General features: G+C 72.3%; 27 protein-coding genes. 8 read left to right on the forward strand and 19 right to left on the reverse strand.

Features of this window, described 5'->3' with window-relative positions:
- Positions 1-52: 52 nt before the first annotated feature.
- Entirely contained in the window at positions 53-709 is a 657-nt protein-coding gene (locus EFL26_RS24060) for a winged helix-turn-helix transcriptional regulator (RefSeq protein WP_183408039.1), read from the reverse strand.
- Between the two features lie 76 nt (positions 710-785).
- Here EFL26_RS24060 and EFL26_RS05335 point away from each other — a divergent pair, with 76 nt between their 5' ends.
- Together EFL26_RS05335 and EFL26_RS05340 are read left to right on the forward strand one after the other, a co-directional pair.
- A complete protein-coding gene (locus tag EFL26_RS05335; RefSeq protein WP_123221866.1) occupies positions 786-2,234 on the forward strand; it encodes a DHA2 family efflux MFS transporter permease subunit in 1,449 nt (482 codons plus the stop codon).
- Positions 2,231-2,683, forward strand: a complete 453-nt coding sequence (locus EFL26_RS05340; RefSeq protein WP_123221867.1) for a PaaI family thioesterase — start codon at positions 2,231-2,233, stop codon at positions 2,681-2,683. Before EFL26_RS05335 ends, EFL26_RS05340 begins: the two co-directional genes overlap by 4 nt.
- Before the next feature lie 381 nt (positions 2,684-3,064).
- On the opposite strand, the gene dapF is transcribed toward EFL26_RS05340, so the two are convergent.
- Positions 3,065-3,889, reverse strand: coding sequence for a diaminopimelate epimerase (gene dapF, locus EFL26_RS05345; protein WP_123221868.1), 825 nt, complete (start codon positions 3,887-3,889; stop codon positions 3,065-3,067).
- 66 nt (positions 3,890-3,955) lie between these two features.
- Between dapF and EFL26_RS05350 the strand changes: the two genes are divergently transcribed.
- Positions 3,956-4,591 carry an MBL fold metallo-hydrolase gene (locus EFL26_RS05350; protein WP_123221869.1) on the forward strand — a complete coding sequence of 212 codons (636 nt, stop codon included), beginning with the start codon at positions 3,956-3,958 and terminating at the stop codon, positions 4,589-4,591.
- Here EFL26_RS05350 and ggt read toward each other — a convergent pair.
- Entirely contained in the window at positions 4,575-6,479 is a 1,905-nt protein-coding gene (ggt, locus tag EFL26_RS05355; RefSeq protein WP_123221870.1) for a gamma-glutamyltransferase, read from the reverse strand. The genes EFL26_RS05350 and ggt overlap by 17 nt on opposite strands.
- A gap of 138 nt (positions 6,480-6,617) precedes the next feature.
- Positions 6,618-7,730 carry a glycoside hydrolase family 6 protein gene (locus tag EFL26_RS05360; protein WP_123221871.1) on the reverse strand — a complete coding sequence of 371 codons (1,113 nt, stop codon included), beginning with the start codon at positions 7,728-7,730 and terminating at the stop codon, positions 6,618-6,620.
- Between the two features lie 141 nt (positions 7,731-7,871).
- Between EFL26_RS05360 and EFL26_RS24065 the strand changes: the two genes are divergently transcribed.
- The gene (locus EFL26_RS24065) at positions 7,872-8,048 is read left to right on the forward strand and encodes a hypothetical protein (protein WP_183408040.1); all 177 of its coding nucleotides are present in this window, start codon (positions 7,872-7,874) and stop codon (positions 8,046-8,048) included.
- Here the strand turns inward: EFL26_RS24065 and miaA are convergent.
- Complete coding sequence (miaA, locus tag EFL26_RS05365; RefSeq protein ID WP_123221872.1) at positions 8,024-8,950, reverse strand: tRNA (adenosine(37)-N6)-dimethylallyltransferase MiaA; 927 nt, start codon at positions 8,948-8,950, stop codon at positions 8,024-8,026. The genes EFL26_RS24065 and miaA overlap by 25 nt on opposite strands.
- A 100-nt stretch (positions 8,951-9,050) precedes the next feature.
- The gene (locus EFL26_RS05370; RefSeq protein WP_123221873.1) at positions 9,051-9,467 is read right to left on the reverse strand and encodes a hypothetical protein; all 417 of its coding nucleotides are present in this window, start codon (positions 9,465-9,467) and stop codon (positions 9,051-9,053) included.
- Positions 9,468-9,641: 174 nt separating this feature from the next.
- Here EFL26_RS05370 and EFL26_RS05375 point away from each other — a divergent pair, with 174 nt between their 5' ends.
- Positions 9,642-9,863 carry a hypothetical protein gene (locus EFL26_RS05375; protein ID WP_123221874.1) on the forward strand — a complete coding sequence of 74 codons (222 nt, stop codon included), beginning with the start codon at positions 9,642-9,644 and terminating at the stop codon, positions 9,861-9,863.
- Here EFL26_RS05375 and EFL26_RS05380 read toward each other — a convergent pair.
- The 6 genes from EFL26_RS05380 to EFL26_RS05405 are packed head-to-tail and all read right to left on the reverse strand — an operon-like array spanning position 9,860 to position 14,921.
- Entirely contained in the window at positions 9,860-10,354 is a 495-nt protein-coding gene (locus EFL26_RS05380; RefSeq protein WP_183408041.1) for a YpsA SLOG family protein, read from the reverse strand. The genes EFL26_RS05375 and EFL26_RS05380 overlap by 4 nt on opposite strands.
- Before the next feature lie 7 nt (positions 10,355-10,361).
- Complete coding sequence (miaB, locus tag EFL26_RS05385; protein WP_123221875.1) at positions 10,362-11,849, reverse strand: tRNA (N6-isopentenyl adenosine(37)-C2)-methylthiotransferase MiaB; 1,488 nt, start codon at positions 11,847-11,849, stop codon at positions 10,362-10,364.
- A complete protein-coding gene (locus EFL26_RS05390) occupies positions 11,846-12,589 on the reverse strand; it encodes a gamma-glutamyl-gamma-aminobutyrate hydrolase family protein (RefSeq protein WP_123221876.1) in 744 nt (247 codons plus the stop codon). The genes miaB and EFL26_RS05390 overlap by 4 nt, the downstream gene beginning before the upstream one ends.
- 3 nt (positions 12,590-12,592) lie before the next feature.
- Positions 12,593-12,991: an MAPEG family protein gene (locus EFL26_RS05395; protein WP_123221877.1), complete on the reverse strand. Its 399-nt coding sequence runs from the start codon at positions 12,989-12,991 to the stop codon at positions 12,593-12,595.
- Positions 12,988-13,971, reverse strand: coding sequence for an ATP-grasp domain-containing protein (locus EFL26_RS05400; RefSeq protein ID WP_123221878.1), 984 nt, complete (start codon positions 13,969-13,971; stop codon positions 12,988-12,990). The genes EFL26_RS05395 and EFL26_RS05400 overlap by 4 nt, the downstream gene beginning before the upstream one ends.
- Positions 13,968-14,921: a glutamate-cysteine ligase family protein gene (locus EFL26_RS05405; protein WP_123221879.1), complete on the reverse strand. Its 954-nt coding sequence runs from the start codon at positions 14,919-14,921 to the stop codon at positions 13,968-13,970. Before EFL26_RS05405 ends, EFL26_RS05400 begins: the two co-directional genes overlap by 4 nt.
- A 56-nt stretch (positions 14,922-14,977) precedes the next feature.
- On the opposite strand from EFL26_RS05405, the gene EFL26_RS05410 reads away from it, so the two are divergent.
- Complete coding sequence (locus EFL26_RS05410) at positions 14,978-15,475, forward strand: MarR family winged helix-turn-helix transcriptional regulator (RefSeq protein WP_123221880.1); 498 nt, start codon at positions 14,978-14,980, stop codon at positions 15,473-15,475.
- Here the strand turns inward: EFL26_RS05410 and EFL26_RS05415 are convergent.
- On the reverse strand, positions 15,472-16,089 hold the full coding sequence (locus EFL26_RS05415) for a hypothetical protein (RefSeq protein WP_123221881.1): 618 nt from the start codon (positions 16,087-16,089) through the stop codon (positions 15,472-15,474). The two genes, EFL26_RS05410 and EFL26_RS05415, sit on opposite strands and share 4 nt — an antisense overlap.
- Before the next feature lie 157 nt (positions 16,090-16,246).
- Between EFL26_RS05415 and EFL26_RS05420 the strand changes: the two genes are divergently transcribed.
- Entirely contained in the window at positions 16,247-16,993 is a 747-nt protein-coding gene (locus EFL26_RS05420; protein WP_123221882.1) for an amino acid ABC transporter ATP-binding protein, read from the forward strand.
- An 18-nt stretch (positions 16,994-17,011) separates the two neighbouring features.
- On the opposite strand, the gene mptB is transcribed toward EFL26_RS05420, so the two are convergent.
- From mptB to EFL26_RS05435, 3 genes are all read right to left on the reverse strand, one after another.
- The gene (gene mptB, locus EFL26_RS05425; protein ID WP_123221883.1) at positions 17,012-18,454 is read right to left on the reverse strand and encodes a polyprenol phosphomannose-dependent alpha 1,6 mannosyltransferase MptB; all 1,443 of its coding nucleotides are present in this window, start codon (positions 18,452-18,454) and stop codon (positions 17,012-17,014) included.
- Positions 18,455-18,615: 161 nt separating this feature from the next.
- Positions 18,616-19,092, reverse strand: a complete 477-nt coding sequence (locus EFL26_RS05430) for a hotdog fold domain-containing protein (RefSeq protein ID WP_123221884.1) — start codon at positions 19,090-19,092, stop codon at positions 18,616-18,618.
- Positions 19,093-19,101: 9 nt separating this feature from the next.
- Positions 19,102-19,815: a GNAT family N-acetyltransferase gene (locus EFL26_RS05435; RefSeq protein ID WP_123221885.1), complete on the reverse strand. Its 714-nt coding sequence runs from the start codon at positions 19,813-19,815 to the stop codon at positions 19,102-19,104.
- A 59-nt stretch (positions 19,816-19,874) separates the two neighbouring features.
- Here EFL26_RS05435 and EFL26_RS05440 point away from each other — a divergent pair, with 59 nt between their 5' ends.
- Positions 19,875-20,360, forward strand: coding sequence for a nuclear transport factor 2 family protein (locus tag EFL26_RS05440; protein ID WP_221176849.1), 486 nt, complete (start codon positions 19,875-19,877; stop codon positions 20,358-20,360).
- Between the two features lie 64 nt (positions 20,361-20,424).
- On the opposite strand, the gene EFL26_RS05445 is transcribed toward EFL26_RS05440, so the two are convergent.
- The 3 genes from EFL26_RS05445 to EFL26_RS05455 all read right to left on the reverse strand — a co-directional run bounded on the left by EFL26_RS05445 (position 20,425) and on the right by EFL26_RS05455 (position 24,339).
- A complete protein-coding gene (locus EFL26_RS05445) occupies positions 20,425-20,955 on the reverse strand; it encodes a regulatory protein RecX (RefSeq protein ID WP_123221887.1) in 531 nt (176 codons plus the stop codon).
- A 60-nt stretch (positions 20,956-21,015) separates the two neighbouring features.
- Positions 21,016-22,062 carry a recombinase RecA gene (recA, locus tag EFL26_RS05450; RefSeq protein ID WP_123221888.1) on the reverse strand — a complete coding sequence of 349 codons (1,047 nt, stop codon included), beginning with the start codon at positions 22,060-22,062 and terminating at the stop codon, positions 21,016-21,018.
- A gap of 402 nt (positions 22,063-22,464) precedes the next feature.
- Positions 22,465-24,339 carry a bifunctional metallophosphatase/5'-nucleotidase gene (locus EFL26_RS05455; protein WP_123221889.1) on the reverse strand — a complete coding sequence of 625 codons (1,875 nt, stop codon included), beginning with the start codon at positions 24,337-24,339 and terminating at the stop codon, positions 22,465-22,467.
- Positions 24,340-24,376: the final 37 nt, after the last annotated feature.

A 24,376-nucleotide genomic window follows, 5' to 3' on the forward strand; every position in this document is an offset into this window, starting at 1 on the left:
TCCTAGGGCCAGGCTCGGGGCAGGCACCGACGCCCTCGGCACCGGCGTGCGCTCAGGCGAGCGCACGGACCGGCAGGGCGAAGATCCGCGTGAACAGCCGACGCGCCGCACGGTCACCGGTCACGTGGAGCCGGGCCGAGGCGGCGTCCAGCGTCGTCGTGCCGCGGCAGACCTCCACCAGCGCTGCGGCCGAGCCGGTGAAGGTGAGGTCGGGGGTCGCGGAGCGGTCGGCGCGGACGATCCGACCGTCGCGCACCTGCAGCCACAGGTCGTCACCGTCGAGCTCGAAGCGCAGCAGCAGGTCCTCGCCCGCGGCGGCAGCCGGGTCGAGCAGGGCCGCCAGCCCGCCGTACACCGCGGTCCTCGGCCGGACCTTGCCCTCGACCGGGTCGTCGAGGAAGGGCAGCCCGAACTGGGCGAGCGCGCGGAGCACCGGCACGATCCGCCGACCCTGGTCGCGCGTGAGCGCGTAGACCGTGCGCGCGGCCGGCGCCGGCAGCTCGCGCTGCTCGACCAGGCCGGCGTCCTCGAGGTGCCGCAGGCGCTCCGCGAGCAGGTTCGTGGCGATGCCGGGCAGCCCTGCACGAAGGTCGGTGAACCGCTGCTCGCCGAACGACAGCTCGCGCAGGATCAGCAAGGTCCAGCGGTCGCCCACGAGATCGAGGGCCGCGGCGATGCCGCAGTACTGCTGGTAGCTCTTGTTCGACACCACCTCAGGGTAGATGAGTTGTTTTCTTCAATCAAGTAATTGATTTTCTAAAGCGTTGCGGGCTAGGGTTCCGCGCATGGCTCCCGCACATCCCCCGGTCAGGCCGTGGTCGGTCCTCGGCATCGCCAGCCTCGCGGCGTTCATGGTGTTCCTCGACACCCAGGTCCTCTTCGTGGCGTTCGACGACATCCGCGCCAGCTTCCCCTCGGTGTCGTTCGCGACGATGTCGTGGACGCTGTCGGCGTACACGATCGCGCTGGCGGCGGCGCTGGTGCCGGCCGGGCGGATGGCCGACCGGTTCGGGCGCCGGCGCGTGTTCCTCCTCGGCCTGGTCGCGTTCACGCTGGCGTCGGTGCTGTGCGCCTTCGCCCCGACCGCGGGACTGCTCGTCGCCTTCCGCGTCGTGCAGGCACTGGGTGCCGCGGCCCTGGTGCCGTCGTCGCTGGCGATCGTCCTGTCGGTGTTCCCCGCTCCCAAGGTGCCGATCGCGGTCGCGGTGTGGGGCGCGATCGCCGCACTCGCCGCGGCGGTCGGGCCGACGGCCGGGGCACTGCTCGTGCAGACCTGGGACTGGCGCGCGGTGTTCCTCGCCAACGTGCCGATCGGCCTGGTCGCGTTCGTCCTCACCGTGCGCAACGTCCCCGAGTCGCGCGAGGCGACCCGCGCTCGCTTCCCCGACCCGGTCGGCACCCTGCTGCTGGCCGGCGCGCTGACCTTGCTGGCGCTCGGCATCGTGCAGAGCAACACCTGGGGCTGGGCCTCGGCGCGCACGATCGGCGCACTGGTCGCGGGTCTGCTGGTCCTCGTGTGGTTCGTACGCCGCACGCTCGCCGTACCGCACCCGGCCCTCGACCTGCGCCTGTTCGCGCGACCGTCGTTCCGGTGGGCGAACCTCGCCACGGCGGCGTTCATGATCGGCTTCACCGCGATGTTCTTCGCGCTCATCCAGTTCACCATCGGCGTCTGGCACTACGGCATCGTCCGCGCCGGGCTGGCGATGATGCCCGGGCCCGTGGTCGTGATGGTGCTGGCACCCGTGTTCGGCCGGATCGCCGCGCGCATCGGGCAGCGTCGGCTGCTGGTGCCCGGCGGGCTCGTCTACGCCGCCTCCGGGCTCTTCCTGGTCACCCGCGTCGGCGCCGACCCGTCGTGGGCGACGACGCTCCTGCCCGGCGGACTGATCGCGGGTCTCGGCGTCGCCCTGGTCATCCCGCAGCTGGCCAGCGCCGCGGTCCAGGGCCTGCCGCCCGACGAGTTCGGTGCCGGCTCCGCGGTGAACCAGGCCATCCGGCAGTTCGGTGCGACCTTCGGCGTCGCCCTGGTGGTCGCGCTGCTCGGGACCCTCACACCGGCCGACGCGGTCGACCACTTCGAGCGCGTCTGGTGGCTGCTGGTGGCCTCGGGCGTGCTGACCTCCGTGGCCGCGTTGGCGCTGCCCCGGACCGCCCGGGCCGCCGCACTGATCGACTCGCCGGTGGCACCGGCGGTCGCCGACCCGGTCGTGGCGCTGGGGGCCGAGGCATGAGCGCGCCCACCGTGGACGTCGCGTCGCTCTCCGGTCTCGAGGTGATGCAGCTGATCGCGGCCGGCGAGCTGCCGCCTCCCCCGATCGCCGCGCTGCTCGGGATGGACGTCGAGGAGGTCGGCGACGGCTTCGCGACCTTCGGGCTCGAGCCGGACGCCCGGATGCTCAACCCGATCGGCTCGGTGCACGGCGGCATCGCCGCCACGCTGCTCGACTCGTGCATGGGCTGCGCCGTGCACACGACGCTCGCGCCGGGTCTCGGCTACACGACCGCCCAGCTGAACCTGCACTACCTGCGCGCGATGCAGCCCGGCATGGGCCGCGTGCGGGCCACGGGCAGCGTGCTGCACCGCGGACGGAAGCAGGCCACGGCCGAGGCGAAGCTGTACGACGACGCCGGCCGGCTGCTCGCGCACGGCACGACGACGTGCCTGATCCTGGGCTTGTGACGACGGGTCCGCGTTCGCGTGCCGGAGGTTCCGAGGTGGTTCCTGAGCCTGCCGAAGGGCTCGCACCTCGACCACCGTTGGTTGAGGTGCGGTTGCGCAGCAACCGCCTCGAAACCCGGCGAGTCAGGCGGGCGCTGAGCATGGTTTCGAGGCTCGCTGGCGCTCGCACCTCAACCACCGGAGCGGCTGGCGCTCGCACCTCAACCACCTCGACCACCGTTGGTTGAGGCGCGGTTGCGCAGCAACCGCCTCGAAACCCGCCGAGTCAGGCGACGGAGTGGTCTGAGGTTTCGGCCCGCGGTCGCGGGTTCGCAAGCTCACCCGCGCGCTTGCTCAACCTCTTCGCGTCACGACCCGGCTCGTCCCTCGCCGGGTCGTGGCTCAGAGGTCCGTGACGCCCTCGGCGACGAGGACGGCGGGGCCGGAGAGCAGGACGCGGTCGTCGGGCGTCCAGACGACCTCGAGGGTGCCGCCGGGCACGTCGACGGTGTACGGCGTGCCGCGCTCGGCCGAGTCGGCCAGGGAGGCCGCGACCATCACGGCGCAGGCGCCGGTGCCGCACGACCGGGTCTCTCCCGAGCCGCGCTCGTGCACCCGCATCGCGACGTGCCGCTCGCCCCGGCGTACGACGAACTCGACGTTGACGCCCTCGGGGAACACCTCGCGGTCGTAGCCCGGCTCCTCACGCAGCGGCCCGGCGTCGGCGAGGTCGTCGACGAAGGCGACCGCGTGCGGGTTGCCCATGCTCACCCGGGTGGCGGGCCAGGAGCGGTCGCCGACCTCGACCTTGGTCTCGGCGAACACCTCGGGCGTGCCCATGTCCACGGTGATCCGGTCGCCCTCGAAGGTGAGCTCCTTGATCCCCGCGCGGGTGGCGACCCGCAGCGGGTCGCGCGGGTCGACGTCGGCGTGGGTGGCGAGGTAGAGCCCGAGCACGCGGATGCCGTTGCCGCACATCTCCGAGAGCGACCCGTCGCTGTTGCGGTAGTCCATGAACCAGCGCGCCTGCCCGCGAGCGCTGACCGCGGCGGGGTCGTCGGTGGCGTCGGTGCGGACCACGCGGATCACGCCGTCGGCACCGATGCCCGCGCGGCGGTCGCAGAGTCGCGCGACCTGCTCCGCGGTCAGCTCGTGCTTGCCGTTGGCGTCGGGGATCAGCACGAAGTCGTTCTCGGTGCCGTGACCCTTGAGGAAGGCGTAGTCCACGAGGGAAGTCTAGGAGCCCGGACTATTGCAGGTGACCGCGCGGGCGACGCTGCCTAGGGTCGGGCCATGCGACTGACGAAGTTCGGCCACGCGTGCGTCCGGCTCGAGGACGAGGGGCGACGTCTCGTGATCGACCCCGGCACCTACACCGAGCCGGAGTCGCTGGACGGGGCCGACGCGATCCTGGTCAGCCACGAGCACGAGGACCACGCCGACGTCGACCAGATCGCCGCGGCCTGCGCGGCCAACCCCGATCTCATCGTGCACGGGCCGACCGGCTGGGCCGACACCGTGCGCGGACGGCTGGGCGATGCGGTGATCGGCGTGAGCTCCGGCGACGACTTCGAGGCGGCCGGGTTCGGCGTCCGTGCCGTCGGCGGCCGGCACGCGGAGATCATCGACGGACTGCCGGGCTGTCCGAATCTGGGCTACGTCGTCGAGGGGATCTACCACCCGGGGGACAGCCTGTTCGTGCCTGAGGCGGACGTCGAGGTGCTGCTGGTGCCGGTGTCCGGCCCGTGGCTGAAGCACCGTGACGCGATCGAGCTGATGCGCGCGATCCGACCCTCACGGGCGATCCCGATCCACGACTCGATGCTCAGCGACCTGGGGCTGGCCAACGTCGACGCCTGGCTCGAGGGCGAGGGCGGCGCCGACTACACCCGGGTCGCGCCCGGAGCCACGGTCACCGTGTCGAGCTGACCACCGCGGCCGAGCCACCGCCGCGGCGTACCGGCTCGGCGACGGCGGTCATCCGGTGGTGCGGCCCGAACTCGATCGCGGTCGCGGCACCGATCTCGGCCGCGGTCGTGCCAGGAGCGCCGGCGGGCGTGAACGTGTGCCCGTACGCCGACAACGCACTGCCCCACTGGTCGATGAACGCCTGCTCGGCGGTGACGCTCGCAGTGTTGCGCTGCGAGGCCCGCGGCGCCGCGATCGCCTGCTCGATGCTCATGCCCCGGTCGATCCGGTCGAAGAGCAGCTGCAGGACGGTCGTGATGATCGTCGACCCGCCCGGCGACCCGAGCGCGAGGAACGGCTTGCCGCCGTGCATCACGATCGTCGGCGAGATCGACGACCGCGGCCGCTTGCCGGGGTCGATCCGGTTCGGGTCGGCCGGGTCGTAGACCGCCGAGAAGTCGGTGAGCTCGTTGTTGAGCAGGAACCCGCGGCGCGGGAGCACCATGCCGGAGCCGCCGGTCTGCTCGATCGTCAGGGTGTACTCGGCGACGTTGCCCCAGCGGTCGGCCACGGTGAGGTTCGTGGTGTTGAGGTTCTCGGTGTCGGGAGTGGTGCGACCCGCGGACCGGGCGCTGCAGCCACCGGTCGCGTTGACGTCACCGGCGGCCACCGGCTTGGTCATCGCGGTCGTCGGGCTGATCAGGCAGGCGCGCGTGGCGGCGTACTGGTCGGAGAGCAGCTGGGTCAGCGGCACGTGCACGTACGCCGGGTCGCCGACGTACTTGCCGCGGTCGGCGAACGCGAGCGCCGAGGCCTCGAGGTAGTGGTGCAGCGCGTCGGCGTCGCTCATCGCCGGCACGTTGAACCGCTCGAGGATGTTCAGCGCCTCGCCCACCGTGGAGCCGCCGCTGGAGGCCGGGCCCATGCCGTAGACGTCGTAGCCCCGGTAGCCGACATGGGTCGGGGCGCGGTTGATCACGCGGTAGCGCCGCAGGTCGCGAGCCCGCATGAAGCCCTTCGGCACCGGCAGCGTCGTGGTCGGCGAGGTGCGCGGATGACGCACGTTGCGCGCGATCTGTCGCGCGAGGGCGCCGCGGTAGAACACCCCGGTGCCCCGCCGCGCGATCAGGTCGTAGGTGCGGGCGAGCGCCCGGTTGCGGAAGCGCGAGCCGACCGCGGGGGCGTCACCGCCGGGGAGGAACAGCCGCGCGGTCGCGGGGAACGCCTGGAAGCGGGTCTTGTTCTCCAGCGTCTGCTGCCGGAACGTCGGGTCGACGACGAAGCCGCGACGCGCCAGCCGCGCAGCCGGCCGCAGGGCGCGACCGAGCCGCCAGCTGCCCCAGCGGTGCAGCGCACGCTTCCAGGTGGCCAGCGTGCCCGGGACGCCGACGGAGACGCCGCTGGTGACCAGGTCGGGGGTGAACGTGTAGGGCTTGCCGGTGGCCGGGTTGATGAAGGCGTCGTGCGGCATCGCCGACGGCGCGGTCTCGCGGCCGTCGATCGTGCGGACCCGGCCGGTACGGGCGTTGTAGTAGACGAAGAAGCCGCCCCCGCCGATGCCGCTGCTGTAGGGCTCGGTGACCCCGAGCGCGGCGGCGGTGGCGACCGCGGCGTCGGCCGCGTTCCCGCCGCGGCGCAGCACGGCGAGCCCGACCCGGGTGGCGTTGGCGTCGACCGAGGTCACCGCGCCGCCGTAGCCGACGGCAGTAGGCGTCTTCGACGACGCGGTGACGGAACCGGAGTGCTGAGAGGGGCCACTCCGGGGCTCGGTGCGCTCGCGTGCCAACGCGGGAGGACCGGAGACGACCCCGGCGACCAGGACGGCCAGGACCGTCCCGAGCACGGCGACGACGCCCGCCTTCGCGGCGAGGGAGGGGACAACGACTCGGCGTTCGGGCCGATGGGACATGGGCACTCCCGAGAAGAGATGGCACGCGGCTACCACGATGCGCCCGGCAGTACCCGGCTGTCGAGGGGTGATGCCCGTTCGCTTCGCAGATCTCGCCGTCGTGCGCGCTCAACGCACCTGTGGCACCGGCGCGGCGGGTCAGTACGGCGTCGTCGCCGCCACCTTCAGCGTGCGGCCGAGCTTGAACGGCGAGGCCTGGCGGTAGAGCCACGGGCGCCCGAACCACAGGTAGCCGTCGACGTTGGTCGCGGCCGCCTGCTGGAGGTCGGCGGGCAGGCCCCAGCGCGCGTCGGCGACCTCCCAGGTCGGCGGGATGCCGAGGGTGTCGCACCGGACCTGCGTCGTGCTGCGGCACGGCTCGGCGTTGTCGAAGTCGCCGTGCGGGTGCGCGGCCCAGTACTGCAGCCAGGTGAACGGCCGGCCGTTGTCGGCGGTGTCGATCACGAAGTGCCGGTCCGGCACGCCGGCCGCGGCGAGCGCGGCCACGACGTTGCGGCCGTAGGCGATGTTCTCGGCCGTGCCGGAGTAGTGGGTGGCGCCGAGGGCGAAGCCACGGGCCTCGCGGATGCCGGAGGCGAGCAGCATGTTCGTCGCCTGGGGCACAGAGAGCCAGTCGGAGTCGGAGGCGTCGATGTAGACCGAGGTCTGCGGCAGCTGGGCGAACGCGTGCGCGGCGTACGCCGTGAGCGCCTCGCGGACGGTCGGCTGCCAGCCACCCAGCGACACCGCCAGGTCGGGCTCGAGCACGACCGCCACCCGCGAGCCGCCGATCGCCTGCGCAGCCGCGTCGACCCAGCGGCGGTAGGCGTCCTGCTCGGCGACGGTGATCGGCCGGTTCTTCGCGCCCTCGCCGTGTGGCCAGAGCCGGAAGACGGCGAGCTGCACCAGCACGCTCGGGTCACCGGCCTGGGTGGTGGTGATGTAGTCGCGGATCTTGGCGTTGGCCTGGGCCGCCGACATCCAGGTGCCGAACCAGCGCACCCGGGGCCGCAGCGCCACCTTGGCGAGCAGCGCCTTGCGGGTGCCGGTTGCGCGCTGGTACGCCGGGTAGACCCCGTCGGCGGAGCCCCGGTAGACGCCCCAGGTGCCGCCGGCGAGCGGGTTGCCCGGGTTCTGCGGGTACGCCGCGACGCGGCTCGTGCCGCCGACGGACGCTCCCGCGACGGACCCGCAGGCCAGGGCCGCGAGGACCGCGGCGAGGCCGGCCAGGAGGACGACGCACGCGCGCCGGGTCGTGTGGTGCCGAGTCATGGGTGCACAGCCCCTTCGGGTGGCGGGTCGGGGCAGGCTTCACCACCCCTCCTGGTCTCTTTCGGCAGCGCGGAGGCCGACCTGAGGAGTTCCGCTCGTGTCTTGTCAGATCCTGTCGGCGGCCCGTGTCATGGTCGTGCCATGGACGGTGACCACCTTGATCTCGTGCTGATGCTGCGGGGCGAGACCCGCCACTGTGCCGACTGCGCCACCGCGACGGTCTTCCTCCCCGTCGGGGAGCACGGCTGGGTGTGCACGGCGTGCGACGCCGCGGTCCTGCTGCTGGACCCGGCTCACGCCTGGGTGTCGGCCGCCTGAGCCTCGGCGGCGAGCGCCGCCTCCAGCCGCTCGGGGTCGTCGTGGCGCACCCACGTGATCCGGTCGTCCTTGCGGAACCAGCTGTCCTGCCGGCGGGCGAACCGCCGGGTGCCGGTGACGGTCTGCTCCTTCGCCTCCTCCTCGGTGATCTCGCCGTCGAGGAAGGCCAGCACCTGCCGGTAGCCGAGGGCGCGGTTCGCGGTCAGCCCGTCACGCAGCCCGTGCCCGGCCAGGGCGCGCACCTCGTCGACGAACCCCTGCTCCCACATCCGCTCCACGCGCCGGGCGATCCGGTCGTCCAGGGTCGGGCGGTCGATGTCCACCCCGACCTGGACGGTCGCCGGGTCGGCGTACCGGGGCGGCGGGAGGGTGGCGGTGAACGGACGCCCGGTGATCTCGATGACCTCGAGCGCGCGCACGATCCGCCGGCCGTTGGTCGGGATGATGCCGGCCGCGGCCGCCGGGTCGACCTCGGCCAGCCTGCGGTGCAGGGCCTCCGGTCCGAGCTCGACGAGTGCCGCGTCGTACCGGGCACGGACCTCGGCGTCGGTGCCGGGGAAGTCGAACTCGTCGAGGATCGCGCGGGTGTACAGCGCCGACCCGCCGACGAGCACCGGCACCACGCCACGACGGCGGCAGTCGGCGATGACGTCGCGGGCCCAGCGCTGGAACTCCGCGACCGTGGCCGGTTCGGTCACCTCCAGCAGGTCGAGCAGGTGGTGCGGGATGCCGCGCCGCTCGGACTCCGGCAGCTTGGCCGTGCCGATGTCCATCCCGCGGTAGAGCTGCATGGCGTCGGTGTTGACGATCTCGCCGCCCAAACGCTCGGCCAGGTCGAGGGCCAGCTCGCTCTTCCCCGAGGCGGTCGCCCCGACGACGGCGACGATCGGCAGCGACGGCATGGGGTCAGTCTGCCAACGTCCGCCGGGCGGGCGTCGGACCGGGACACTCCCTCACGTTGGGCACCGCCGGGACCGGCCTACGGGTGCCGGACGTGAGGGACTATCCGCGTCGGGGCAGGTCAGCGAGGTCCGCGCGCCACACCCTGCCGATCCCGGGCAGCTGCCGGCGGAGGCCCCACAGCCCCACCGGCAGGAGGAGCAGCCAGCCGTAGTGGTGCGGCCCAAGCGCCTCGGCGAGGCCGAAGGCGATCAGCACGAGATCGAGCAGGCAGCCGAAGACCTGGAGCAGCACCGCACCCACCTTGAGCCGGACCCAGTTCGACTCGTCCACCCGTGGCTCAGGACGTGAGCGACGGACGACCAGGAAGACGACACTCGCTGCCGCCAGGACGAAGAGCGCCAGCTGCCCCCAGGACATCCGGCCCGCCGACAGGTCCTCCGCAAGGTGCAGGAAGCTGATGACCATCACGATCACGCCGCACACGATGCCGAGGAGGACTCGCTGCTGCCGCTTCACCGACCGGCCCCTGGTTGTACGTCGAACACCGACCCTCCCCCGCCCGAGCTTCCACCGGTCCGTCGGGACTCGACGCTCGCGGCGTCCTCACGGTACCCGCCCCGTGCCGGTGACGACCGATGTTTGCGCACGTCCCCGTCGGGGCACTGCGCCTGAGGTGGGAGAGGAGAAACGATGAACATCCCGGAGCCCAAGATCGACCCGGACCCCGACCCCGGCAACGAGGCGGGCGGCGTGGACGCCGTGCCGGAGCAGGCCCCCTTCCCGCCGGTGCCCCCCGACGAGCCGTTGAACGCCCAGATGGAGGACGAAGAGGTCCCCGACGAGATCCAGGAGCCCGAGGAGCCCGACAGTGGGGCGAACGTCGAGGACCCGAGCGCCGAGCCCTCGGCCTAGGCCTCTGCTTCTGCGACGAGCACGGCCGCGAGCAGCGCGACTGCCTGGTCGTGGATCCCGGGCGCCTCGCTCTCCCGCGGCCCCGCCACGTTGAGGACCACTCCCGCCGGGAGGCCGTCGAGCCAGGTGCGCACCGTGGCGACGTCACCCACGTCCGCGACCAGGTGCGCCCGAGCGAGCCGACGCACGGCCTCGATCGTGGCCTCGGTACCGGGCGAGTCGACGTCCGGGCGGAGGAGGACGAGGGTGGCGTTGCTGTCACGCACGTTCCACTCCGAACGCACCCCCGGGTCGGACGACGGTGTCTCGAGCAGCTCCGGGAACAGCGCCCGCACGCCCGGCGGGTCCGCGAGGTCCTCGGCCCAGCCGCCGGCCGGGCACCAGCCACCGATCGGGATCCCGGTGGCCCGGCCGAGCTCGAGCGCGGCCCGGTCCACCCCGGTCTGGCCGCCGGAGACGATCCGGCGCAGCTCCCGGGAGTGCTCGACCATGACCACGTCAGCGGCAGGCCGGCGCGTCCGGCAGCGGGGCGGGTACGCCGACCGTCGGGAGCCCGAGTGCGACCCCGGCAGGCTGCGGAGCGGTCCGGCACTCCCACGCGTCGCCGGCCCGGGTACGCCGCACCGACACGACCGGGCCGTCGGCGACGAGGTGGTGCGGGGCGGCGTACGTGACGACGACCTCGACCATGTCGCCGGGCCTCACCTCCACCGGAGCGCCGTCGGCGGCGACCGGCGTGAAGTGCACGAGGCGGTTGTCGCGGGCCCGGCCGGAGAGCCGGTGGGTCGCGGCGTCCTTGCGGCCCTCGCCCTCGGCGACCATCAGCTCCAGGGTGCGTCCCTCGAGCGCCTGGTTCTCCGCCCAGGCGATCTCGTCGACGAGGGCGACGAGCCGCTCGTAGCGGTCCTGGACGACGGCCCGCTCCACCTGGTCGGGCAGGTCGGCGGCCGGCGTACCGGGGCGCTTGGAGTACTGGAAGGTGAACGCGGCCGAGAACCGCGCGGCGCGCACGACGTCCAGGGTGGCCTGGAAGTCCTCCTCGGTCTCGCCGGGGAAGCCGACGATGATGTCCGTGGTGATCGCCGCGTCGGGCATCGCGGCCCGCACCCGGTCGATGATCGCGAGGTAGCGCTCCTGGCGGTACGAGCGCCGCATCGCCCTGAGCACGCGGTCCGACCCCGACTGCAGCGGCATGTGCAGCGAGGGCATCACGTTCGGGGTCTCGGCCATCGCCTCGATCACGTCGTCGGTGAACTCCGCCGGGTGCGGGGAGGTGAACCGGACGCGCTCGAGCCCGTCGACCTCGCCGCACGCGCGCAGCAGCTTGGAGAACGCCTGCCGGTCGCCGAACTCCACGCCGTAGGCGTTGACGTTCTGACCGAGGAGGGTCACCTCGGTGACGCCCTCGGCCACGAGGGCCTCGACCTCGGCGAGGATCTCGCCGGGCCGGCGGTCCTTCTCCTTGCCGCGCAGCGACGGCACGATGCAGAACGTGCAGGTGTTGTTGCACCCCACGGAGACCGAGACCCACGCGGCGTACGCCGACTCGCGCCGGGTGGGCAGCGTCGAGGGGAACACCTCGAGCGACTCGAGGATCTCGACCTGCGCCTCCTGCTGCACGCGGGCCCGCTCGAGCAGGACCGGCAGGGAGCCGAGGTTGTGGGTGCCGAAGACGACGTCGACCCAGGGCGCCTTGCGGGTGATCGTGTCGCGGTCCTTCTGCGCCAGGCAGCCCCCGACGGCGATCTGCATGCCCGGGTGCTTCGCCTTCACGGGCGCGAGGTGGCCGAGGTTGCCGTAGAGCTTGTTGTCGGCGTTCTCCCGCACCGCGCAGGTGTTGAACACCACGACGTCCGCCGGCTCGTCGGAGGCCGCCGCGACGTACCCGGCGTCCTCGAGCAGGCCGGTGAGCCGCTCGGAGTCGTGCACGTTCATCTGGCACCCGTAGGTGCGGACCTGGTAGGTGCGTGGGGCAGCTTCGCTCATGACCGGACAAGAGTACGTGCGCGCGGCTCGCGCGCCCGCATCGCGGCGGCCTCGCGCAGCCAGCCGAACAATGCCGGGCCGGTGCGATCGTCGAGGTCCGCGTGCCACGTCAGCTCCGGGTGCCACTGCACCCCGAGTGCCGGCCAGTCGCCGGCTGCCCACTCGATCGCCTCGACCGTGCCGTCGTCCGCCCACGCCGTCGGCCGCCAGCACGGGGCCACCTCGACCGCCGCCTGGTCGTGCAACGCGCTGGTCACGACCCGCTCCCCCAGCAGGCCGCGCACGAGCGAGCGGGGAGCGGTCGCGACCGGATGACCCTCGAGCGGTAGCCGGTGGCCGATCCCCGCCGCGAGACTCCCGCCGAACGCGACCGCGAGCACCTGCAGTCCGCGGCACACGCCGAGCAGAGGTACGCCGGCCCGCCGGGCCTCGTGGACCAGCGCGATCTCGGCGTCGTCCCTGGCCCGGTCGACGTCCGCCGCCGCGCCCGACTCGCCTCCGTGGAGGGCCGGGTCGAGGTCCCCGCCGCCGGTCAGCACCAGACCGTCGACGAGGTCGAGCAGCTCCGACGCACGGCCGCCCGGCAGCAGCACCGGTCGGGCGCCGCACGCCGCGAGGGCCTCGACGTACGTGGGTGGGGTGCCGGTCACGGGCAGGTCGCCGAACGGCCTCGCGACGACGTACCCGTGACCGACGATCCCCACCACGGGGCCTGACACCCCCGGCGTGCGGTCGGACATGGATCAGAGCGCCGCGAGCACCGTGATGCCCAGGGCGACGCCGGACAGGTAGGTGAAGATCGCGCCCGCGTCGCGCACCGGCCCGTGGGTGTTCATCGTCTTCGCGGTGAGCAGCCCGAACGCGTGCACGCCACGCGCGACCACCGCCGTGACCGCCAGGGCGTCCAGCCACCAGCCTCCGGTCAGGGTCGAGCCGACGATGAGGAGCGCGATCAGGGTCGGGATGTACTCCGCGGCGTTGCCGTGCGCGCGCTGGGCGATGAAGAGGCGGTCCGCGGGATCGGTGGGCATCTGGGTCTCCCCCGACGTGCCGCGCACTGCGCGGATCCGGGTGACGTTCGCGCCGAGGAGGAACAGCAGGATGCCCAGGAGGGCGATGCAGATGACGACGGTCGTACTCATGCCAGGGCCTTGCCTTTCGAGAGGGTGTTTCCGTGGTGGAGGAGGCGGCGCAGGATTGCTCCGCTCAGGTCGGTGCCCAGCAGCGCGTCGGTCTTGTGCATGCCGCCGGGACAGGTCACGTTGACCTCGATCAGGCGACCGGCGATCACGTCGATCCCGGCCAGGGCGATGCCGTGCTCGGCGAGCAGGGGCGCCAGCGCGTCGACGATCGCCCGGTCCGCGTCGTCGGGATCGGCCGCCGCGACCGGGGGTCCGATCCGGAAGTCGCTCGCCGACGGGCGCCGGAGCACGGTGCCGACGATCTCGCCGTCGAGCAGGAACAGCCGCTTGTTGCCCGCGGCGACGTCGGCGAGGTACTCCTGCACGATCACGTGGCGTCGTCCCGACCCGGTGGCCGACTCGGCCAGCGCCGTGGCCGCGGCATCGTCGGAGACCAGCCAGACGTCCTGGCCCGCGTAGCCGTCGACGGGCTTGACCACGGCCCGGCCGTGCCGTGCGACGAACTCGCGGACCGCGGTCGCGTCCGTCGTGACCATCGTGGCTGGGCAGAGCCAGGGGAAGCGGAGCGCGACCACCTTCTCGTGCAGCGCCCGGACTCCCTCGGGCCGGTTCACCACGCGCACCCCCTCGTCCTCCACGAGGTCGAGCAGGTACGTCGTGTGCAGGTAGCGGACGTCCACCGGAGGGTCGATCCGGAGCAGCACCAGGTCGACGGCGGCCGCCACGTCGAGGACGCGCGTCTCCCGCGGCGTGTGCCCCGGCGCCTCCACCTGCCAGCGGTGGTCGAGGCCACGGCGTCGGCGGCCCAGCGTGATCCGCGTCGCCCGGGCGTGCACCCGCCCGTCGACGAGCGCCAGGTCCTCGGGGTGGCAGCACCACACCGCGAGCCCGCGCTGCTGCGCGGCCGCCATGAGGCCGATCGAGGCGTCGATGTCGGGCACCAGCGTGTCGAGCGGGTCGACGACGAACAGCACGCTCATGCCGCCACCGCCGTCGTCGGCGAACCGACGAGGAGAGCCGCCCCGCGCTCGGCGTCGCCGTGTCCGGCGGCCGTGGCGACCCAGTGGTCGGCCAGGCGCGCCGGCTCGCCGGCCAGCGAGGCGAGCGCCCGGCGACGCCGCTCGTCGTCGTAGAGCAGCCCGGCCAGCCCGTGGGCCAGCGCCGCGACCTGGGCCGCGGGGCGCGCGTCCGGGAAGCGCACCTCGAGGTAGCGACCTCGCGGGCGCACCGGCGGGAACAGCGTGGTCAGGTGCTCGGCCGGGCCTCCGCCGACCAGCACGGCCGCGCGGGCGGCGAAGTCCGTGTACGCCGTGACCGGGCACTCCCCCGCGACCAACCGGTCGTCGAACGCCGTGCGCATCGGGTCGACGGCGAGCCAGGTCGCGAGCCGGTCCGGGTCGGCGAGGGTCGCCGCCGCCAGGAACGGCGCGGCCAGGTGGAGCAGCCGCCACTGCTCCTCGCCGTCCCGTCCGGGCCACCAGTCGAGACACACCTGGGTGGAGCAGGTCTGCCGCATCATCCGGCGGCCGGCGGGCCCGATCGTGTCGAAGTGCGCCTCCATCGCGTCGTACCGGGCGCTGCGGAGGAACCGTGGCGTGGCAACGGCCCGCACCGGGCGGGCCGCGAGCACGATCCCCCGGGCCTGCAGGTCGACCGCGAGCGCGCGGGTCACCTGCTCCAGGTGGCGGGCAGCCCGGCCGGCGGACGCGGCGCGCGGGAGGCTCAGCTCCACCTGCCCGCCGGGCTCGAAGCCGACCCACGCGGCGTACGGGCGACCGGCGATCGCCTCCCGGACCCGGACCGGATCGGCACTGCCGCCGCTGGGGAACACGACCGCGAAGAGCTCCTGCTCGAGGCCGACGCCAGTGCTGCGCCCGGCGCCGCGGCGGAAGAGGGACTCGACGTGGGGCCGGAGGGTGCTGGCGTCCATGGCTGCTCCTGATAATGTAAGGCTACCTGTCGAATTATTGGAAGGTAACCTTACGAATGTCAAGACCTGAGGCGCCCAGTCCTGACTACGTGCCGCTCATCGCCCTGGTGCACCGGCTGAACAAGGCGCTGCAGCTCGACATGGTCAGAGCCGCTCACCGCATCGGCTTCACTGGCGCGAAGTACTCCCACAACGCAGTGTTCGCCACGCTCGACGCCGAGGGCTCCCGGGCCGCGGACATGGCCGTCCAGATGGGCATCACCCGCCAGTCGATGGGCGAGATCATCCGCGAGCTGGTCGAGCTCGGGATCGTCGAGATGAAGCCCGACCCCGCCGACCGGCGGGCCAAGCTGGTGACCTGGACCGAGCACGGCCTGGCGATCGCCCGGGCCGGCTACACCCACATCCTCGACGTCGAGGACCTCTTCGCCCAGGAGCTGGGCAAGGAGCAGTTCGCCGCCGTCAGGGACGCCCTCGTGCAGATGGCCCGGATCATCGACCAGGACCCCTGGGCGACCGCCCCCGACGAGGGCGAGCCATCCGAAAGGGCCTAGCTGTCGGCGTCCGGCTCGGGGTCGGCGCCCTTCCGCAGGGTCTCGCTCTCGCTGCGGATCGCCTTCGCCACCGACGGATCGAGCAAGGGCTGCGTCAGGTGCTCGGGTCGGTCGGCGTCCCCGGTGTCCGGGTTGTTCCCGACGCCGGCACCGGTCGTGCCGACCGACGTCTCGACGTCGACGTCCTCGCCGCGGGCCATCGCCTCGTCGATCCAGGCGTCGATCTCCGCGTCGGTGGCGGGACCGCCACCGTGCGCCGACTCGCGCGACACCGCCTTGGGCTCGGTGGCGAAGGACTCGCCCGGCTCCTCGTCGTCCGGCTCGATGACGATCGGCTCCTCGAGGTCCTCGGGCCGCGGCACCGCCTTCATCACCCGCTCGGGCTCGCGCGGAGCCGTCGCGGGCTCCGGCGCGGGCTCCGGCGCGGCCGCTCGCTGCGGGGGCACCGTGGTCCGTCCGGCTCCGGTGTCGTGGCCGGTCGTGGCGGCTCCGTGGAGCGCTGCCCCGACGAGCCCGCGCGCCATCCCGGCGGTGTACGCCGCAGACGCGACCGGGTGCCGCAGGGCGTGGACCGCGGTGCTGGTGGCACGTTCGAGCAGCTTCACCGGGTGCATGGGCGAACCTTTCGTGAGGAGGACTGGTGGTTCTGTCCCAGTGCCCGACCCGGCAGGGCACAAACCCGTGACAAGACCGACACCCAGCCAGCCTTGCGTCGGGACCGGGCGGGCCGGCGAGTGGCGCCGGTGATCAGCGCACCGGTAGGAAGGGCGCATGAGCGAGCAGCCGGACCTGGTCGTCCTCGAGGGCGTCCACAAGTGGTACGGCGACCTGCACGCGCTCGACGACGTCAACCTGTCCATCGCGAAGGGCGAGGTGGTCGTCGTGATCGGACCGTCCGGCTCCGGCAAGTCCACCTTGTGCCGCACGATCAACCGGCTCGAGACCATCGACCGCGGCACCATCACGATCGACGGCCGCCCGCTGCCCTCCGGCGGCAAGCCACTGGCAGCGCTGCGGACCGAGGTGGGCATGGTCTTCCATGGGTTCAACCTGTTCGCGCACAAGACCGTCCTCGACAACGTCACGCTCGGGCCGGTCAGGGTGCGCGGCGACGCACCCGACGAGGCGGAGCAGCACGCGCGCTCCCTCCTCGAGCGGGTCGGCGTCGGCGACCAGGCCGACAAGCTGCCCGGTCAGCTCTCCGGCGGCCAGCAGCAGCGGGTGGCCATCGCGAGAGCGCTCGCCATGGACCCGAAGGTGATGCTCTTCGACGAGCCGACCTCGGCGCTCGACCCGGAGATGATCAAGGAGGTCCTCGACGTCATGGTCGACCTCGCCCGGCGCGGCATGACCATGGTCGTGGTCACCCACGAGATGGGCTTCGCCCGGACGGCGGCCGACCGGGTCGTGTTCATGGCCGGCGGAGCCGTGGTCGAGGAGAGCGCTCCGGAGGCGTTCTTCGGCAGCCCGCAGACCCAGCGCGCCCGGGACTTCCTGAGCACGATCCTCAGTCACTGACCGGCGAGCCCGGCAGACTCAAGGCTTCGGTACGTCGACCGCCCGCGTCCGGGCGCGCAGCGCCGTGGCCGCCCACGCGAGGACCGGCACCAGGACGAGCGCCCAGGCACCGCCTTCCCAGAGCCAGCGGATCCGCAGGGCACGGTCCGCCACGGGGGTCAGCCCGAGGACCGCGATCCCGACGACCACGAACGCCCGCTCGGCACGTCGCAACGGCGCACAGGCGAGCACCGGCACGCACCAGAGGAAGTACCAGTAGTGCACGACCGGGCTCAGCACGACCGCCGCCAGCAGCACGCCTCCGGTGACGGCGACCGCCTGCCGGGGCGACCCGACCCGCGTCCTGAGCAGTGCCCACGCGCCGACGAGGAGCAGCACCACGAGGCCGAGCCGCTTGGCGAAGATCTCCGGGTGCACCTCGTGGATCAGGTGCACACCGCTCCTGCCGGTGTGCCGGAGGAACGAGCGCACGACCCGGCCACCGACCGCGGACAGCGAGAGGACCGTGTACTCACGGTCGGGCACCGCCAGCGCGCCGAACCAGCCGGTGCCCAGCCCGGTCACCCAGCCGCTCACCAGCACCACACCGCCCGCCACCGCTCCGACGACGGCCGTGCGGCCGATCCGGGCGATCCAGCCGGCCGCTGCGTGCAACGAGAGCAGGACGACGCCGAGCCCGGCGACGATCCCCGGTGCCTTGACCGCCGCGGCGACCCCCACCAGGACCGCACCGGGTAGCCACCGACCCGGCCGACTGACGGCCAGGGCAGCCAGCGCCAGTGCCGCGACGACGAGGTCGTTGTGCAGCCCGCCGATGCCGTGCGCCAGCACGAAGGGGCTGGCGATCACCAGCACGGAGGCATCCACCGGGTCGCGGCCCACCTTGGTGGCGAGCACCGGGACCGCCCAGGCCAGGAGCACCAGTCCCAGCACGGCGGCGAGCCGGTACCCGGCGAGCAGCAGCCACGGGTCGTGGGTCACCCTCGAGAGGACGCCGCCCCAGGCCAGGGACAGCGGGCCGTAGGGCGACGGGGTCTGCTGCCATACGGGCGCGACCCCGGAGCGCAGCGGGGTCGGCAGCGCGGCCGGGGTCCACGCGTACGGCGACCGGCCCTGGCCGGTGAGCACGCCGGTCGCGACGTAGCTCCAGCCGTCGTTGCTGAACAACGGTGGTGCCAGGAGGAGGGGCGCGGCCCACACGGCCGCAGCCCGGCGTACGCGGGACAGGCCGGCGGGCTCACGCCGCACGGCACCGCGCAGGTCCCACCACGCCCAGGTGAGCAGCGCGAGGCCTGCGGCGCTGAGGGCGAGGCCCCAGGCGAGGTGGTGGGGCGCGTCCCGGACGGACCAGAGCAGCGGCATCCGGTCCATCCAGGTGTCCCGGGGCAGACGCATGTAGCAGTAGCCACCCACCACGAGCAGCGCCGAACCGACAGCGCCCCGGAGAAGTGGCGCGCGCACAAGCTCACCGTAGGGTCGGTTGCTGAACCGCTCCTGACCGCCGCCACAAGGTTGGCTGAACCGCGCGCACCCGCGGCGCTGTGGTCACCTCGAACGGTTCCGGCTTCGCAAGCTCAGCCGGACTGAGGACGTCGAAACCGCAGGCCAAGGCCTGAGCGAGCTCAGGCCTTGGCCTGCGGCTTCTCGGTCACCCACAGCTTGATGACGCCTTCGATCACCACGGTGCCGTCCTTGCGGACGCCACGGACCCGGACCGGGAGGTCGGGGTCGTCGCCGGTCCACTGCTCGGGGTCCGTCTCGGCGATGCAGGTGATGTCACTGGTGGCCTTGGCGGTGTAGCGGATGTCCATCCCCTTGGGGATCCAGCGCTTCGTGCTGGGGATGGTCGCCTCGGCCAGCGCGCCCATGGCCGCCTCCAGCCCGTTGCACAGCGCGATCGCGTGCACGGTGCCGATGTGGTTCTGCACCGCCCGCCGCTTGGGGATCACCAGCTCGGCGTGGTTGGGCTCGATCACGGTGAACCGTGGCCGGATGCTCCAGAAGTACGGCGCCTTCTGGGCGAACGCGAGCGAGAACAGCCGCTCGCCCACGATCGGGATCGCGGAGCTCTTCTTGTACAGGTCGGCGACATTCGGCATGCCGACACATTACTCCCGAGTAACCTCCCGGTGGCCTATGACCTGCGCCACGTCGAGCGAGCAGCCGACCACAGTGTCCACGCCGCCCCGCGGCGTCGGCTCGTCGAACCACAGCCCCGGCACGAACCCGAGCTTGGCGAGCACGCGCAGGGAGACGACGTTGCGGTGGTCGGGCGCGGCGAAGAACTCCAGCGCGTCCGGGTACGCCGGCCAGACGATGTCGCGCAGGAACACCCAGAGCAGGCTCGTGCCCAGCCCTCGGCCGACGAACGCCGGCTCGCCGAGGGCGTAGTCCACCCCGATCGCGTCCGGCCGGGTGGAGAGCAGGGCGTACTCGGGGTGGTCGCTGATCCGGTAGTCCTGGGAGAAGCCGACCGACCGCCCGTTGACCTCCCAGACCCACATCCGCGTCGGATCGTCGCCGGCGAGGGCCGGACCGTACTGCGCGGCGATCTCCTCCGTCGTGCGCACGCCGGAGGGCTCGAAGTCCGTCCACCAGCGCGCAACGTGCGGCTGGTTCACCCAGCGAGCGACCTCCGGGAAGTCCCCGGCGGTCATCGGCCGGACCGAGAACACGTGGTCGGGATCGACGCGGAAGCGCAGCGGGTCGCCGGAGAGGTCGACGGCCAGGACCGGCCGGGCCTCGTCCGGGGAGAGCCGGTCGGCGGCCTGCGCCCAGGCCTCGCCGTCGCGCACCTGGGCGCGAAGGATCTCGAGCTGCACGAGGCGATTGTGCCGCCGACCGCTCGTCGGCGGCGCCGGAACCGTGGTTGGATGCGCCGGTGGACCAGAATGAATTGCAGAAAGCGTTCGACGCGTACGTCGCAGCGGTGGACGAGATCGCCGGCACCGGCGACTGGGCCCGGTTCGCCGACCTGTTCACCGAGGACGCCACCTACTGCGAGCACGTGTACGGCGACTTCACCGGCCGCGAGGAGATCCGGCCGTGGATCGTGCAGACGATGACGACCTACCCGGGCAGCGAGATGGTCGCGTTCCCGCCGGCGTGGCACGTGCTCGACGCCCCGACGAACCGCGTGATCTGCGAGATCCGCAACATCATGCGCGACCCCGGCGACGGCTCCGTGCACGAGGCGTCGAACATCACCATCCTGACCTTCGACGAGGACGGCAACCCGGTCCGCGAGGAGGACATCTACAACCCGCAAAAGTTCGCCGACATGGTGCGCGCCTGGTCGCGTGTGGCCAAGCAGCACGGCACCCTCGGCGAGGACGGCCTGGCGATGCTGGAGGCGCTGGGCGGGTGACGGAGGGGTTTCGAGGCTCGCTGGCGCTCGCACCTCGACCACCGGCCCGGTGACGGACGCGTAGTCAGCCCAGGTGCTCGGGGTCGGCGAGGTCGACCGACAGCTCCTCGCGCACCACCCGGTAGGCGACCGAGCTCGAGTGGCCCTTGCGGGCGAGCATGCCGACCAGCCGGCGGACCGCCTTGTCGGGGTCCAGGCCCTGCACCGACCGGACCTTGCGCCGGACCAGCTCCCGGGCGACCTCGACCTCGTCGTCCGGATCGATCTCGCCGAGGGCGTCGCGGGCCACCTCGTCGTCGATGCCCTTGCGGCGCAGCTCCTGGGCGAGGGCCCGCCGGGCGAGCCCCCGGCCCTCCTGGCGCTGGGCCACCCACTCCCGGGCGAACGCGGCGTCGTCGACCAGGCCGACCTCCTCGAACCGGTCGAGGAGGCGGGCCCCGATCTCCGCCGGCACGCCACGCTGGGCGAGCTTCTTCTCCAGGTCCGACCGGCTGCGGGCGCGCCCGGTCAGCTGGTCGAGCAGGATCTTGCGCGCCACGGACTCCGGGTCTGCCTCGGGCCCGAGGTCGCGGTCGGTGTCGGGTTCAGTCGGCATGGGGGTCACCAGGTTTCGAGGCGGTCGCTGCGCGACCGCACCTCAACCATCGCGCCGGGGTCAGAAGTCGATGCCGTCGGGGTCCACGACGGCCTCGGCGGGCGCGTCGACCGACGGGCCGATCCCGAGGTGCTCGAGGATGCGCTTCTCGATCTCGTTGGCCAGGTCGGGGTTGTCGCGCAGGAAGTTCCGCGAGTTCTCCTTGCCCTGGCCGAGCTGGTCGCCTTCGTAGGTGTACCAGGCGCCGGCCTTGCGGACGAGGCCCGTCTCGACGCCGACGTCGATCAGGCCGCCCTCCCGCGAGATGCCCTTGCCGTACATGATGTCGAACTCGGCCTGCTTGAACGGCGGGGCCACCTTGTTCTTCACGACCTTGACCCGGGTGCGGTTGCCGACCATGTCGGTGCCGTCCTTGAGGGTCTCGATCCGGCGGACGTCGAGCCGCACCGAGGAGTAGAACTTCAGCGCGCGGCCGCCGGTGGTGGTCTCCGGGGAGCCGAACATCACGCCGATCTTCTCGCGCAGCTGGTTGATGAAGATCGCGGTGGTCTTCGAGGTGTTGAGCGCGCCGGTGATCTTGCGCAGCGCCTGGCTCATCAGGCGGGCCTGGAGGCCGACGTGGCTGTCACCCATCTCGCCCTCGATCTCCGCCCGGGGGACCAGCGCGGCCACCGAGTCGATCACGATCAGGTCGAGCGCGCCGGAGCGGATCAGCATGTCCGCGATCTCCAGCGCCTGCTCGCCGCTGTCGGGCTGGGAGACCAGCAGCGCGTCGGTGTCGACGCCGAGGGCCTTGGCGTAGTCGGGGTCGAGCGCGTGCTCGGCGTCGATGAAGGCCACGATGCCGCCGCCCGCCTGGGCATTGGCCACGGCGTGCAGCGCGACGGTGGTCTTGCCGGAGGACTCCGGGCCGTAGATCTCGACGACCCGGCCGCGCGGCAGGCCGCCGAGGCCGAGCGCGATGTCGAGGGCGATGGAGCCGGTCGGGATCACCTCGAGAGGCGCCCGGATCTCGTCGCCCAGGCGCATCACCGAGCCCTTGCCGTACTGCTTCTCGATGTTGGCCAGTGCGATGTCGAGGGCCTTGTCGCGGTCTGCTGCAGCCATGGTGTCCGTCCCTGTCTGTGGTCGTCGTGTGTCGTCGTCTGGGGGTCGTCTGCGTCCGTCGGAGGAGAACTTAGGTGCGGCCACCGACACTCACGACGGGCGCTGTCTGCCCTGTGCACCACGGCGGTTCGACCCTTGCCTGTGGACGTCACAGTAGTACGAACATGTGTTCGATCCAACGTCATCGACCGGGCGTGTCGGCGGGTTGCCTCCCCGCGTTCCTCACCTGGTTTCGAGGCTCGCTGGCGCTCGCACCTCAACCACCAGCGTCACGAGCTCGCACCTCGACCACCCGTGCCACGAGCCCGCACCTCGACCACCCGTGCACAAGACAGCGGGGTGCCCGCAAGAGGGAGGGGCGGGCACCCCGCTGCGCCGGTGGCGGACGCCGCCGGCCCGGACCTACTGGGTGATCCGGGTCAGCGGCCCCGGGGTGTACGGCGACACGGCGGTGAGGTGGTCGGCGAACGCGTCGATGTCCAGGCCGCCGAAGTACTTCCCGGTGCCGTGGGTGAACGCCGGGAAGCTGTCGCCCCCGTCGGAGAGGAAGTTGTTCGTCACGATCCGGTACGACGCCGCCTTGTCGATCGGCGTGCCGTTGAGCTTCACGGTGCCGTCGACCGCTCCGGAAGCACCGAGCTGGTAGGTGAAGCCCTGCGAGACCTGCAGGATCCTGGTGCTCGGCACGTTCGCCCGGGGCAGCTGCTGGGCGAGCAGGTCGTAGATGTCCTGCCCGGTCAAGGTCATCGAGACCAGGTAGTTGTTGAACGGCTGGACCGAGAAGGCCTCCTCGAAGGTGACGTCGCCGGCCGGCTCGCCGTACTTCGAGTTCGCATAGGTGAGGTCGGCCCGGATGCCGCCGGGGTTCATGAACGCGATCACGGGCGTCTGGCCGCCGGTCACGGTCGACGGGTCGGCCAGCTGCGCGTCGGCGATCAGGTCACCGAGCTGGGACTCCCCTGCCGCGTTGCCGGCGGCGGTGACGTCGGTGGTGATGTGCCCGATCACCTTGCTGGCGATCGGCCGGACGAGCTGCTGGTACTTCGCGATCAGCGAGGTCTCGGCCGGGTCCTTCGCCACGTCCCGGGTGACCGGGAAGTTCGCGCCCTTGACCGAGGCCCGCACGATGTCGCCCTTGCGCTTGTCGTACTTGAGGTCGGTCTCGGTGAACAGCCGGCCGAACGACGAGGCCGAGGTGAGCAGCCGGCGGTGACCCGCAGGGTCGCGGACCGAGCAGACGTACGGCTGGTGCGTGTGACCGGAGACGACCATGTCGATCTGCGGGTCGAGGTTCGCCGCGATGCCCAGGATCGGCGAGCTCGCGGCGATCAGCGAGCCCCCGCCGCCACAGGCGTAGTCGTAGTTCGGGTTCACGGCCCAGGTCTTGCCGCTGGGGTCGGTCCACTGCTGCTTGTCCGGCACGCCGCCCTGGTGGATCAGCACGATGATCGCCTTGACGCCCTGCCGGCGCAGCACCGGCACGAGGGCGTTCGCGGTGGCGACCTCGTCCTTGAACTCGAGACCCTGCACGCCGCTCGCGGTGACGATCGAGGGGGTGTCCTTGAGGGTCATCCCGATGAAGCCGATCCTGGCGCCGTGCACCTTCTTGATCGTGTACGCCGGCAGGATGGTGCGGTTCGACCCGGCGTAGAAGACGTTCGCGGCCAGGAGGTCGAAGTTCGCGCCCTGGAACACCCCTGCAGGGCAGGAGTTCTGGTTGTTGGCGCCGTTGCCGTCGTCGATGCAGCCGCCGTACTGCATCCGCTGCAGCTCGCGGTAGCCCTCGTCGAACTCGTGGTTGCCGACCGCGGACACGTCGAGGCCGAGCGTGTTCATCGCCTCGATCGTGGGCTCGTCGTGGAAGGCCGCCGACAGCAGCGGGGAGGCGCCGATGATGTCGCCGGCGGCGACCGTGAGCGAGTTGCGGTGGTGGGCGCGCGCCTGGGCGAGGTGGGTCGAGAGGTACTCCACGCCGCCGACGTCCTGGGTGACGTCGACGGGCTTGCCGGTCGACGGGTCGATCCGGTGGCCGACGACGATCCGCCCGGACGAGCCGGTGGGCGGCTCGAGGTTCCCGTGGAAGTCGTTGAACGACAGGATCTGGATGTTCATCAGCTTGCGGTGGTGCTTGTGCTTGTGGTGGTGACCCGGGTGGTGGCGGGTCGGGTCGGCGGCGGAGGACGCCTGGGTGGCGGCGACACCGGAGAGGGCGACGAGGGTGGCGGTGAGCACGCCGATCAGGCGCGACCGGACCCTGGGCCGAGGGGTGAGGTGCATGAAGAGACTCCCGAGATTCCCGAAACGGAGTGGATGT

Origin of the sequence: Nocardioides pocheonensis (genome assembly GCF_003725535.1) — a bacterium.
In the GTDB taxonomy this organism is placed as follows: domain Bacteria; phylum Actinomycetota; class Actinomycetes; order Propionibacteriales; family Nocardioidaceae; genus Marmoricola; species Marmoricola pocheonensis.